Consider the following 11,949-nt stretch of genomic DNA (forward strand, 5'->3'; position numbering starts at 1 on the left):
ACCTGAAGGTGAATACCTCAGAGCATGGTCTGCGGGTCCACCGTGCTGCCGTTGACGTACACCTCGAAGTGCAGGTGGCAGACCTGGCTCGTCCCCGTCGTGCCGGAGTACCCGATGAGGGTCCCTTGCGCGACGCTCTGTCCGGGCGAGACCGCGAAGCGGGACAGGTGGTTGTAGCTCGTCATGAGGTTGGCCCCACCAACCGTGCCGTGGTTGATCATGACCTGGTTGCCGAGCCCCCCGTAGTTGCGGGCGAACAGGACCGTTCCCCCTGCGGCCGCGTAGATCGGGGTACCGCAGTAGGCGCGCAGGTCCGTCCCGGCGTGCAGGCGGTAGACCCCGGGAAGGAAGGGGTGGTGCCGCATCCCGTACTTGGACGTGACGTGCGGGACCGCGGTCGGGTAGGCGAGGAACTTGCCGGTCGACGCGCCGCCGCCGCCACCGCCACCGCCACCGCCGGTCGCGGGCGGGGGCTGCTTGGCCGCCTCCTCGGCGGCCTTGCGGTCGCGCTCGGTCTGCGCGGCGATGATGCCCTTGAGCTCGGTCGTGAGATCGGCCTGCGCCTTCTCGTTGGCCGCGATCTGCGCGAGAGCCGCCTCCTTGCGCGACTCGATCGTGGCCTGCTTGGCCTGCTGCTCGACGATCAGGCCCTCGATCTCGGCCTTCCGGTCGGCTGCGGCCTTGCGGGCAGCGTCGGCCGCGACGACGTTCTGGTCGGCCTGCACCTTGAGGTCGGCGATGGTCTCGCGGATCGCCGTCAGGCGGGCCTCGCGGTTGCGCGCGATCGACTCGGCCTCCTGGAGGTCCGTCAGGGTGCGGGCCTGCGTCCTTGCGGCGGTCGACGACATCGCGTACTGCTCGATGAAGTCGTCGGTGCTCTGCGCCCCCGTGACGATCCCCAGCCCGCTCACCTCGCCCTGCCCCCGGTACGCCTGCCGGGCCATCTCGGCGATGCTCGACTTCGCGGTGCTCACCTTGCCCGCGGACTCCTGGATCTCCTCGCTGATGGACGCTTCCTCGACCTGCGCGTCCTGGAGCCTGACCGCGAGCTGCGCGGCCTCGCGCTGCGTGCGCTCGAGCTCGGCCTCGGCCTGGTCGAGCTCGGCCTGCGCCACGGGAAGGCGCGCCTCGATGGTCTGCAGGTCGAGGATCGCCTGCGCGAGCTCGGCGTCGGTGCCCTCGAGCTGCGACTCGAGGCCCTCGCGGTCCTGCTGCGCCTGGGACTGACGACGCTCGGCCGCTGCCCGTTGGTCGTCCAGGTCGTCGGCGGTCGCGACGACCGCCGTCCCGAGGAGAAGGATCAGAGCGGTTCCCGCGGCAGCGAGACGTCGGGTCAGCTGGGACATGTCACACCCTCGTGTAGCGGCTGAGCGTGACGACCGAGGAGATGGCCGCCAGGACGAATGCGATCAGGATCAAGAGCGGCGCGATGCGGAGCACGTCCGTCTCGGAGATGTATGCGATCCAGCTGACGGAGCTCTGCAACCAGTCGGTGACCAGGTACTTGACCCCCAGCCAGAGGCCACCGACGGCGAGGAGCGCACCCGTGACCGCGGCGATGGCCCCCTCCAGGATGAACGGCAGCTGGATGAAGAGCTTGGAGGCCCCGACGAGCTTCATGATCTCGGTCTCGCGCTGCCGGCTCATGGCCGACAACCGGATCGTCGTCGTGATGAGGAGCACCGCGGCGAGCATCATCACGACCGCCAGCCCGCCCGACATGAGCGAGGCACGGTTGAGCGCGAGGAAGAGCGAGTCGAAGATGCGTCGCTGGTCCTCGACGTCCTCGACCCCCGGCCGCCCCGTGACGACGTCGTTGACGACCTCGTAGTTCTCGGGGTTGGTGAGCTTGAGCCGGAACGAGGCCTGCATGTCGTCCACCGTGAGCTGGGTGCCGTTGAACCCGTCGGGGAACCGCTCCTGGAAGGCGGCGAACGCCTCCTCCTTGGTCTCGAAGAACACCGTCTCGACCTCGTCGCCGAGCTCGCCCGCGAACACTCCCTCGAGCGCCTCGATCTGCTCGGGCGACGCCTCGCCCCCGGCGCAGGTCGGGTTGGGCGAGTCGATCGGGCACAGGAAGACCGAGACCTCGACCCGGTCGTACCAGTCGTCCTTGAGCTTGTCGATCTGGATCTGGAGCAGCGCCGAGGCGCCCACGAAGGTCAAGGACACGAAGGTCACGAGGACGACCGAGATCGTCATCGCCAGGTTGCGACGCAGACCGGACCCGATCTCGGCGAGGATGAACTGAGCGCGCACCGGGCTACCACTCCCCTCGGGCGGAGGACTGCGCGGGTTCTGGTTCAGGTTCGCCGGGCCGCTCGGTGACGCCCTCGCCCGGGGCGACGAGCGTCGTCGTGCGCGGGCCGAGGTGCGATCCCGCCCTCCCCGCGAGGTGACCCGACGGCTCGCGCAGGGCGTCGTCGTCGGACAGCGGTACGCCGGCGCCGTACACGCCGTCCTTCTGGTCCCGGACCACGACCCCCGAGGCGAGCTCGATCACTCGTTGACGCATCTGGTTGACGAACCCCGAGTCGTGCGTCGCCATGACGACGGTGGTCCCCGTGCCGTTGATGCGCGAGAGCAGGTTCATGATCCCGAGCGAGGTGTTCGGGTCCAGGTTCCCGGTCGGCTCGTCGGCGAGCAGGATCGAGGGACGGTTGACGAAGGCTCGCGCGATCGCGACACGCTGCTGCTCGCCGCCCGAGAGCTCGTGCGGGCGCCGCTTCTCCTTGCCCTGCAGGCCGACCATCTCGAGGACCTCGGGGACGGTCACGGCGATCGTGTGGCGCGGCTTGCCTGTCACCTGCAGCGCGAACGCGACGTTCTCGAAGACGGTCTTGTTCTGGAGCAGGCGGAAGTCCTGGAAGACGACGCCGATCTGTCGACGCAGCGACGGGACCTTCCAGCTCGACAGGGTCGAGAGGTCACGGCCCGCGACGAACACCTTGCCCCGCGTGGGCCGTTCCTCGCGCAGCACCAGGCGCAGGCACGTCGACTTCCCGGAGCCGGACGCACCGACCAGGAAGACGAACTCGCCGCGCTCGATCTCTGCGGACATGTCGTCCAGGGCAGGCCTGGCGCCGCGGGCGTAGACCTTCGAGACGTTCTCAAATCGGATCACAGCAGTTGACCAGTCTCTCGGTGGGGGAAGCGAATTCGTTCGCTGGTCGCCCACGAGAGTAGGCACGCCCCGCAGGGCTGACACCGCTGACACGCCGGGCTCGCCCGGATCGGGCAGGGTTCACGATCGTGGCGGCCCGCGGTGGGTCCGGCGCGGGATCGGGCGCCCGGGCCCTGCCGGGGGCGGGCCAGGGCACTGTGCACCGCCACGCCGGGGCAGGCCTTGGCCGGGCGCCCCGGCCCGGCCCGCCCCGGCGCGTGGCGTCAGGCCTGCTCGGCGCCCCGCCGCCAGCGGATGCCGGCCTCGATGAAGCCGTCGATGTCCCCGTCGAACACACCCGAGGTGTTGCCGACCTCGTACTCGGTGCGCAGGTCCTTGACCATCTGGTACGGGTGCAGCACGTACGAGCGCATCTGGTCGCCCCAGCTCGCCTTGATGTCGCCGGCCATGGCCTTCTTGGCCGCGCTCTCCTCGGCCTGGCGCTGGAGCAGCAGGCGCGACTGGAGGACGCGCAACGCCGCGGCGCGGTTCTGGATCTGCGACTTCTCGTTCTGCATGGACACGACGATCCCGGTGGGGATGTGGGTCATGCGCACGGCCGAGTCGGTCGTGTTGACGGACTGGCCGCCCGGGCCCGACGAGCGGAAGACGTCGACCTTGATCTCCGACTCGGGGATCTCGACCGAGTCCGTCTGCTCGATGAGCGGGATGACCTCGACCGCGGCGAACGACGTCTGACGACGTCCCTGGTTGTCGAACGGCGAGATGCGCACCAGGCGGTGCGTGCCGGCCTCGACCGACAGGTTGCCGAACGCGTAGGGGGCCTTGACCTCGAAGGTCGCGGACTTGAGCCCCGCCTCCTCCGCGTAGGACGTGTCGAGGACCTGGGTCGGGTAGCCGTGGCGCTCGGCCCAGCGCAGGTACATGCGCATGAGCATCTCGGCGAAGTCGGCCGCGTCCACGCCGCCTGCCCCCGCACGGATCGTCACGACGGCCTCGCGGGCGTCGTACTCGCCCGTGAGCAGGGTCTTGACCTCGAGCACGCCCAGGTCCGTACGGATCTGCTCGAGCTCCGAGGCCGCCTCGGCGAGCGTCTCGGGATCACCGTTGTCCTCGGTCGCCATCTCGACGAGCGTCTCGAGGTCGTCGATCCGGTCACCCATGTTCGTGATGCGGTCGAGCTCGGACTGCGTCTGGGAGAGGGCCGTCGTGACCTTCTGGGCGGCGTCGGGGTCGTCCCACAGGTCGGGGGCCGACGCCTTGTCCGAGAGCTCCGCGATCTGGACGCGCAGCGCGTCCGGGTTGCTCACGGCGCTGATGGTGCCGAGCGTCGAACGGAGGGCGCGGATCTCGTGCGGGAAGTCGATGGTGGCCACGATCGTCTAGGTTACGCGACGCGAGGGCAGGCGTGGCTCGGTGCTCGCCACAGCGGGCACCGAGCGGCCCGTCACGTCACGCGCCCGACGACGGAGCGTCGGGTCCGGCGGCGGTGTCGCCGCGGTCCGTGCTCCCGGCCGAGGACGTCGCGGGCGCCGTCGGCGCGGGGGCGGTCGCACCGCCCTGCTCCTGGTCGACGTCTCCTGTCCCGGCCGCCGCGCGACCTTCGGCGCGCGCCTTGGCGAGCAGCGCCTCGAGGCGCTGCTTCTTGCGCTTGCGGTTGTCGCGCAGACCGATCACCAGGACGGCTACCGCGGCGAGGAGGAGGATCTGGACCCACGGGATCGCCCAGGTCGTCACGGTGACCGTGACGGGCTCGAACGGAGCCTCGACCGGGACGTCCACGGCCCCTCCCGTGCTGACGGGCACAGGAGTCACGGTGATCTCGGTCGTCACGGGCCCGACGGGCCAGATCCCCGCCACGGCGAACGCGGTCGAGCGGGAGGTCCCCGGGATCAGCTCCTCGACGCCCTCGGTCCCCCGGTCGACCGTGGTGTCGCCGATGCCGAACGGGCCAGACACGTGCGCCTGCTGCTCGGCACCGACGCGGAGGTTCCCGTCGTTGGTCACGCCGTACGCGACCCGCACCGAACCGGGCGCGAACGGGTTCCACGACGGCTCGTACGTCGCCTTGACGTCCGTGAGCGCGAGCGAGGGCGTGACCTCCCCGGGCACGCGCAGGTTGACTCGCACGCCGACGCGACTCTCGACGCCGACGCCGGGACCCGCTGCCGTGGACGCGGACGTGACGGTCGCGACGATGCCGGCCGGGTGGTCGCCCGGGGTAGCGCCCTCAGGGACCGTGATGGTGAACGGCACGATCACGGTCTCCCCCGCGGGCACGTCCACGGTCGGCTGGACCTCGAACCACCCGCCCGAGTCCTGGGGTTCCTGGTCCGAGGTCCGGATGTCGAACTTGCCCATGGGCGTGAAGATGCCGTCGTTGGTGACCATCGTGAACGTGACCGGTCCGGCCCCGTGGTTCGAGACGGCCACCTGATCCTGGATCTGTTCCCCCGGCTCGGCGACGAAGTCGAAGATCCGACGCTCGTCCGGCCCCTCGGGCGTCGCCGTCGTGACCGAGAAGCGGATCTCCCCGGGATCCTTCTCGTCAGCGTGCGCCGCCCCGAGGCCACCGGCCAGCGCCAGCAGCAGGGCGCCCAGCCCCAGGACGCTCCTGCGGAGACGGCCCGCACGACGAGAGACCACCGGCCGAGATCCTGCGCCGGACACCTTGTGCACTTCCTTGCTCACCACGACTTCCGATCATCCTCGAACGGTCTACCTGCTCCGGAGACGGTACAGGGCCGACGGAGATCCGCCGGCCCTGTGTCGTCACCGTCCGTGACACTGATCGCGTGAAGCGGTCAGCTCTCCATGAGCGTCAGCGTCAGCGTCGACGCGTACGCACCGGAGGGGGTGCTCTTCGGCACGGTCAGGTTGAGCCCGGCCTTGACGCCGAACGTCTGGCCGTTGGCCTCGGCGGACGAACCGGACGAGACCAGGAGGTCGCCGACCTGGACACCACCCGTGAGCCAGTCGCCACCGGGCCCCTCGGTGTCCGGCACCTCCTGGAGCTCACCGGCGATCGGCTGGCCCGGGGTGACGTTAAAGTCGCCGGGGATCGGGTTGGTCAGCTCGGGGACCCAGCCGAGGTTGGCGGAGTCGATCTCCGGCAGGCCGGCTGCCACGAAGTTGCTCACCTGGCCGCTGACGTTCCAGGCCGCGTCGGCACCCACGTCGTTGCGGTCGTCGGAGACGCTGACGCCGTCGAGGGTGCCCGTGAACTCACGGTTGCCCGCTGCCCAGATGTCGTCGCTGGTGGACTCGTTCAGCGTGACGGACGGGTTGGCGACCGTGAGCGTGAGCGCTCCGACCGGGGTGACCGAGACCTGGATCTGAACGTCCTCGTCCTGGTTCACGTCGGCCGCGGCCGACGACGCCATCGCGATGGTCCCGAGCAGCATCGCGCTGAGCGCTCCGCCAGCGATCCACTGCTTCCTTGCACGTGCATTCATGTAAGTCTCCGTCGTTGGAGGGTGTCGGACCGGATCACCATAGCGGCGAACCGGCGGTTTTGGCAGCCCCCAGTCAAAAGTCGCACCTTTCGTTAAGAAAGTTAACGATCGTGTTAGCGCTAACTCAATCATGTTCACTCGCCCGACACCTTTTTCGGGAGGGGAGGGTCGATCACCAAGCTCGCGCACTGGACTCTGCACGCACGATGATGCCATCAGACCAGAGCTGCGTCACCCAGCTGACGAGAACCGGGCGCGACCGTGCCGCCAGGCGGACGGTCGCCGTGCGCCCGTCGGGCGCGGAGGCTTCGATGATCGAGACGTCGTCCAGCCCTGTCAGCATGGCCGGGTGGGCGACGAGGAACGACCGGACGGACGACTCGACGTCCGCGTCGCTCAGGACCAGGACTGCCCCCTCGACCGGGTCCGCCAGACCTCCCTGGTAGACGGTCTCGGCGGGCATCGCGTCGGCGGCGTCGAGAGCCGAGACGTCGGCCAGGTCGAACAGCCGCTTGCGGTCCAGGTGGACCGCCGTCGCGGAGACGACCACGGCCACCAGGACGAGCGCGAACGCGACGAACATGCTGGTGAGAAGCATGATCTGGCCGCCCTCGCCGTCTCGCTCGTGCGCATGCCCTCGTCCAGGGATGCCCCGGGAGCGCCTCACGACCGAGCCCCCGCGTACGTGTCCACCGGCGAGGTGTGCACGGCCTGTACCGGGATGGACAGCGGTACCCATGACCCGATCCCCGAGGGGACGAAGGGCAGCCCGACGTCGTATCGCACGACCGTCACGACCTCGCTTCCCGGAGCGAGGCAGGGGTCGCTGGAACAGGAGAGCCCGAGGACGTCCGAGGGTCGTACGTCATCGAAACCCTGGTCGGAGAGCGCCAACGAGGTGGCTACCCCCGCCCGTACCTGCCCCTCGGCCACCGAGTCCGCTGTCACGAACGCACGGGCGGACTCCTTCGCCGCGCCCTCGACCGCAAAGGTCGCCGCCTGGATCCGGCCGAGAGTCAGTGCCAGGTACAGGACCGGGAGAATCAGGACAAGTGCCGCACCGAGGAACTCGACCTGCGCGTTCCCTGCGTCGCCGAACGCCCGGGCGACCGAGCGACGACGAAAATTCACCCGGTCGACATGATCCGACCGTCGGCGGGCACCCCCATCGACGACCTTCACGCCCCCGCGCGGGTACCTCTCGTGGACCGGGCGCGCCCGGGATCTCACGGTTCCTCCGACAGTGCGTGGCCGCTCACCGTCAACGTCCCGGCCGGACCGAGAAGACCGACCACCGGGAACGGGGCCGTCACGGTCACTTCCACGACCGGCAGGCCCTCCAGCTCGACCTCGCGCGCCGTCACGTCCTGGGCGAACCGCTCCGAGAGCGCGGCATCGATCAGCTGCTGCGTGCGTTCGACACCGTCCGCCGGCGTACGGTCCGCCCGCCCCGCAAGGCGCGCGCCCTCCGCCGCGCTGTCGATCACGACGGCGCGCACGTGGAGCACGAGCACCACCTGCACGACGCCGAGGAGGAGCACGACGACGAGGACCGACACCAGCACGAAGTCGACGACGGCAGATCCGTCCTCCGCTCCTCGCGCCGCCCCCCGGTCGGCGTCCCGGCCCATCTCAGGGACCACTCACGCTGCTGATCGCATCGCTGAAGGTGGTGGTCAGCGCGGGCCCCGCCACGGCCCAGAGCGCGATGACGAGCCCTGCCGTCATGAGCGTGACCAGGACCCATCCCGGGACATCACCCCGCTCGGTCCCACCGTGCGAGGCACGTCGCACCAGCCTGCTCGTCCAGTCCTTCACCAGCTGCTCCACCGCTGCTCCTTGGTCGTTCTCTTCTCGGATCCTGACCTGGACAGGCGTCCAGGACGAATGTTCATGTCGGTTGCCCATCAAAGGCCGAGGCCCGCCCGACGACCGACCGCACGCCACAGCGCACCCGAGGCAGTGCCCTGCCGAAGTGCTCGCACCTCCGGCCCCCACGCTCAGAGGCCGATCTGCAGTGTCACGATCGACGGATAGACCGCGAAGACGACCGTCACCGGAAGGATGAGGAACACCACCGGGATCATCATGAGGACCTCCTTGCGCCCGCCGGACTCCATGAGTCCTCGCCTTCCCGCCTCGCGCACGTCCTGGGCCTGGGCTCGGAGAACCTCCGCCAAGGGCGTTCCTCGCTCGACGGCCACCGCCACCCCCTCGGCGAACCGGGTCAGGCTCGCGAGCGTCGTCCGGTCGGCGAGGTCCTCGAGCGCGCGGGCCAGGGGAACCCCGGACCGGACGGCCGACAGCGTGGCTGCGAGCTCGACGGAGAGCTCGCCGTGCGCACTGGTGGCGACCCTCTCCATCGCCGCTACCGGCCCTTCTCCGGCTCCGACCGACAGGGCGAGCAGCTCGGCGACCGTCGGGAACTCGCTGAGCATCCGCTCCTCGCGCCGAGCGATCCGGCGCGAGAGCATCTGGTCGCACGACAACAGCCCGCCGACCCCGCAGAGGAGCACCAGCAGGAGGAGCACGACGACCGAGGACCCCCGCGTGGCCGCGAGGAGGAGTGCAACGACCAGTCCCCCGGCGAGGCCCACGGCCCCCCAGACGACCTGACGGGCCCGGAACTGGTCCACGCTCTCCTGCGAGCCGGCCCGGTCGAGACGACGGCGCACCTCGGACCGTGAGGAGCCGAAGCGTTCCAGCATCCGGCCCGCCGCCGCGATCCTCAGCCCGAGGACACGGTCGACAGTGTGGAGCCTGCTCGCCGACGACGTCTCCGCCAGCAGTCCCGAGGTCGCGCCGTGGAGCCTCAGGTACGGACCGACCCGCTCGTCGAGCCGGACCCGCCGCGCCCTGAGCCGGGAGGCGATCACCAGGACCCCCCACCCGAACAGGGCGCCGGCCGTCGCCCCGGACCACAGGAGCCCAGAACCGTCCGTCCCGCTCACCGCAGCACCCGCGCTTCCTCGGGCAGGCGACCGATCCTTCGCATCAGCTGGTAGGCCACGAGCGAGCACACCGCGCCTCCCCCGAGGACCGCGACCCCCTGCATGGAGTTGTAGGCCTGCGCGGTCTCGGGCCGGGTCGCCAGCAGGGCGAGGACGACCCAGGGACCGGCCACCGCGAGCCGAGCGCCGCTGACCGTCCACGACTGCCGCGCCTCGAGCTCGCCACGTGTCCTCGCATCCTCGCGCAGGAAGAGGGCGAGCGTACGCAAGAGCCTCCCGAGGTCGGTCCCACCGACCTCCCTGGTCATGCGCAGCGCTTCGACGATCCGGTCCGCGACCGGGTCTGCGAGCCGCATCTTGAGCGCGTCAAGACAGTCGCCGAACCGGCCGGAGGCCCGAAAGTCCTGGGCGAACTGTGCGAACGGCTCCCTCAGCTCGACAGGACCGCGCTCTCCGAGCTGCCCCACGGCCTCCGGGAGCGAGAGGCCCGCACGCACACCCGACGCCAGGTGGTCGACGGCCTCTGGCCACACGTCCCGCAGGCTCGTCCTTCGACGTCGGGCCCGCGAACGCACCACGGCGACCGGTGCCAGAGCAGCGAACAGTGCGAAGCACGCGGCGATCGGCAGAGCACGCGTCAGGGCGAGCCCGACGACGAGCACGAAGAGCCCGACCCCCACGCTCCCGGCGGCGAGCGCTCGAGGCGAGACACCCGGAAGCCCCGCCTGCACCAGGGCGTCCTGGGTACGGACGGACCAGCCGTCCGCCTCCCGCGGCGCGCGAGGGCGCGGCTCCCACCAGGACGACCACAGGCAGACGAGCCCCGCGCCCAGCAACAGACCGACCACGACCCCCATGTCAGCCCTGCCCCCCGGCACGAGGCGACATCAGCTCCGCGAGGTCGACACCCGCCCGCGCGAAGCGGTCCTCGGCCGGCGGGAACCCGTCACCGCGCACCAGTCGGCCGCCGGACCGGTGGAACAGGTCCGAGACCTCGACGACCCCCTGCTCCACGCGCCCCGTCACCCCGACGATCTCGCGGACCTCGCGCCGGCCGTCCGCCGTCACCCCGAGGTGCACGACCACGTCCACGGCGCTCGCGACCGTCGGGACGACGAAGCGGTCCGACACGTTCTCCCCGGCCAGGAGCGGCAGGGTGCACATCTTGGAGATCGCTTCCCGGGCCGAGTTCGCGTGGATCGTGCACATCCCGGGCACACCCGCGTTCAGAGCGATCAGCAGGTCGAAGCTCTCGGCCTCGCGTACCTCCCCGATCACGATGCGGTCCGGGCGCATGCGCAGCGCCTCCTTGACGAGCCGCCGCAGCGGGATCTCGCCCGTCCCCTCGAGGCTGGGCTGGCGGCACTGCATCGAGACGATGTCTCGCACCGCGAACCGCAGCTCGAACACCTCCTCGCACGTGACGACCCGGTCCTGGGACGGGATCGATCCGGCGAGAGCGTTGAGCATGGTCGTCTTGCCCGCCTGGGTCGCCCCGGCGACGAGGACGTTGAGACCGGCCCGGACCGAGGCGTGCAGGAACGCCGCCGCGTGCGGGGTCAGGGAACCTAGACGCACCAGGTGGTCCAGGTGCGAGGCCCGCACGACGTGCTTGCGGATGTTCACCGCGAAGTGCTCGCGGGTCACGTCCGGGATCACCACGTGGAGCCTCTCCCCGCCGGGCAGCGCGGCGTCGACGAACGGGCTCGAGAGGTCGAGGCGCCGGCCGGAGGACTTGAGCATCTGCTCGACGAGGTCGCGGACCTGCGTCGAGGTCAGGATGGTCGAGGTGAGCTCGGCGCTGCCGCCCCGGGCGACGAACACCTTGGCGGGCGAGTTGATCCATATCTCCTCGACCTCCGGGTCGTCGAGGTACCTCTGGAGCGGACCGAGCCCCGCGACCGCGTCGAGGACCGCACGCACCGCGCCCTGCGCGTCGGCGAGCGGTGGCACGACCCCGAGAGCGGTCCGAGAGTCGTAGTCGGCCAGGGCGTCCGCGACGAGGCGGTCGATCCCGTCCTTGTCCCGCACCGGGTCCACTCCCCGCCGACGGATCAGCTCGCGCACCTCGGTCTCGAGGATCGTCACACCGCTGGTGCTCACGTCGTCGTCACGCCCCCTTGCGTCCCCCTGCACGCCCCCCGCGCAGCCAGCGGCCCCGGTGTCGCGGAGCGGCTGAGCGCCGACACTAGGGCACAACGCCCGGGGCGCGCACGCGCCCTGTGGACGACGGGTCAGGATCGGCAGCATTCCGCGCCTGGGAGCACTCAGCACTGTCCGGGATGTGGTCACCGTCACGTTCGCTCCGGGCCCGGTCGCGCTCGTTCGAGCGTCCAGCCACGTTCGACCTGGTGGCGACGACCCCGCCGGGCGACGCCCTCAGCGCCCACCCGACCCCGCCCGGCTTAGGGTCGTGGCC

General features: G+C 70.6%; 13 protein-coding genes. All 13 read right to left on the minus strand.

The window, feature by feature from the left end; all coding sequences use genetic code 11:
• Positions 1-17: 17 nt before the first annotated feature.
• The 13 genes from OERS_RS06150 to OERS_RS06210 all read right to left on the minus strand — a co-directional run bounded on the left by OERS_RS06150 (position 18) and on the right by OERS_RS06210 (position 11,633).
• Positions 18-1,346: a peptidoglycan DD-metalloendopeptidase family protein gene (locus tag OERS_RS06150; protein ID WP_068625129.1), complete on the minus strand. Its 1,329-nt coding sequence runs from the start codon at positions 1,344-1,346 to the stop codon at positions 18-20.
• A 1-nt stretch (position 1,347) separates the two neighbouring features.
• Entirely contained in the window at positions 1,348-2,259 is a 912-nt protein-coding gene (gene ftsX, locus OERS_RS06155) for a permease-like cell division protein FtsX (protein ID WP_056650434.1), read from the minus strand.
• 4 nt (positions 2,260-2,263) lie between these two features.
• Positions 2,264-3,124: a cell division ATP-binding protein FtsE gene (gene ftsE, locus OERS_RS06160; protein ID WP_082849086.1), complete on the minus strand. Its 861-nt coding sequence runs from the start codon at positions 3,122-3,124 to the stop codon at positions 2,264-2,266.
• Between the two features lie 263 nt (positions 3,125-3,387).
• On the minus strand, positions 3,388-4,500 hold the full coding sequence (gene prfB / locus OERS_RS06165) for a peptide chain release factor 2 (RefSeq protein WP_068625130.1): 1,113 nt from the start codon (positions 4,498-4,500) through the stop codon (positions 3,388-3,390).
• Between the two features lie 76 nt (positions 4,501-4,576).
• Entirely contained in the window at positions 4,577-5,770 is a 1,194-nt protein-coding gene (locus tag OERS_RS06170; protein ID WP_068625131.1) for a WxL protein peptidoglycan domain-containing protein, read from the minus strand.
• A 158-nt stretch (positions 5,771-5,928) separates the two neighbouring features.
• Positions 5,929-6,579, minus strand: coding sequence for a hypothetical protein (locus OERS_RS06175; protein WP_139107718.1), 651 nt, complete (start codon positions 6,577-6,579; stop codon positions 5,929-5,931).
• A 172-nt stretch (positions 6,580-6,751) separates the two neighbouring features.
• Positions 6,752-7,177: a hypothetical protein gene (locus OERS_RS06180; RefSeq protein WP_068625132.1), complete on the minus strand. Its 426-nt coding sequence runs from the start codon at positions 7,175-7,177 to the stop codon at positions 6,752-6,754.
• A 65-nt stretch (positions 7,178-7,242) separates the two neighbouring features.
• Complete coding sequence (locus OERS_RS06185) at positions 7,243-7,710, minus strand: pilus assembly protein TadE (RefSeq protein WP_068625144.1); 468 nt, start codon at positions 7,708-7,710, stop codon at positions 7,243-7,245.
• Between the two features lie 95 nt (positions 7,711-7,805).
• A complete protein-coding gene (locus OERS_RS06190) occupies positions 7,806-8,210 on the minus strand; it encodes a TadE/TadG family type IV pilus assembly protein (protein WP_068625133.1) in 405 nt (134 codons plus the stop codon).
• Position 8,211: 1 nt separating this feature from the next.
• Positions 8,212-8,400 (minus strand): hypothetical protein, encoded by a 189-nt coding sequence (locus OERS_RS06195; RefSeq protein ID WP_068625145.1) that lies wholly within the window; start codon positions 8,398-8,400, stop codon positions 8,212-8,214.
• Between the two features lie 179 nt (positions 8,401-8,579).
• Positions 8,580-9,530 carry a type II secretion system F family protein gene (locus OERS_RS06200; RefSeq protein WP_231907806.1) on the minus strand — a complete coding sequence of 317 codons (951 nt, stop codon included), beginning with the start codon at positions 9,528-9,530 and terminating at the stop codon, positions 8,580-8,582.
• Positions 9,527-10,387 (minus strand): type II secretion system F family protein, encoded by an 861-nt coding sequence (locus OERS_RS06205; protein ID WP_068625147.1) that lies wholly within the window; start codon positions 10,385-10,387, stop codon positions 9,527-9,529. Before OERS_RS06205 ends, OERS_RS06200 begins: the two co-directional genes overlap by 4 nt.
• Position 10,388: 1 nt before the next feature.
• On the minus strand, positions 10,389-11,633 hold the full coding sequence (locus tag OERS_RS06210; protein ID WP_068625134.1) for a CpaF family protein: 1,245 nt from the start codon (positions 11,631-11,633) through the stop codon (positions 10,389-10,391).
• Between the last annotated feature and the right edge of the window lie 316 nt (positions 11,634-11,949).

The organism is Oerskovia enterophila, assembly GCF_001692445.1.
Taxonomy (GTDB): Bacteria; Actinomycetota; Actinomycetes; order Actinomycetales; family Cellulomonadaceae; genus Oerskovia; species Oerskovia enterophila.

Coding starts and splice junctions, on each gene's coding strand:
- OERS_RS06150 (WP_068625129.1), bottom strand. CDS start 1,346: ATGTCCCAGCTGACCCGACGTCTCGCTGCCGCGGGAACCGCTCTGATC.
- OERS_RS06175 (WP_139107718.1), bottom strand. CDS start 6,579: ATGAATGCACGTGCAAGGAAGCAGTGGATCGCTGGCGGAGCGCTCAGC.
- OERS_RS06180 (WP_068625132.1), bottom strand. CDS start 7,177: ATGCTTCTCACCAGCATGTTCGTCGCGTTCGCGCTCGTCCTGGTGGCC.
- OERS_RS06190 (WP_068625133.1), bottom strand. CDS start 8,210: ATGGGCCGGGACGCCGACCGGGGGGCGGCGCGAGGAGCGGAGGACGGA.
- OERS_RS06205 (WP_068625147.1), bottom strand. CDS start 10,387: ATGGGGGTCGTGGTCGGTCTGTTGCTGGGCGCGGGGCTCGTCTGCCTG.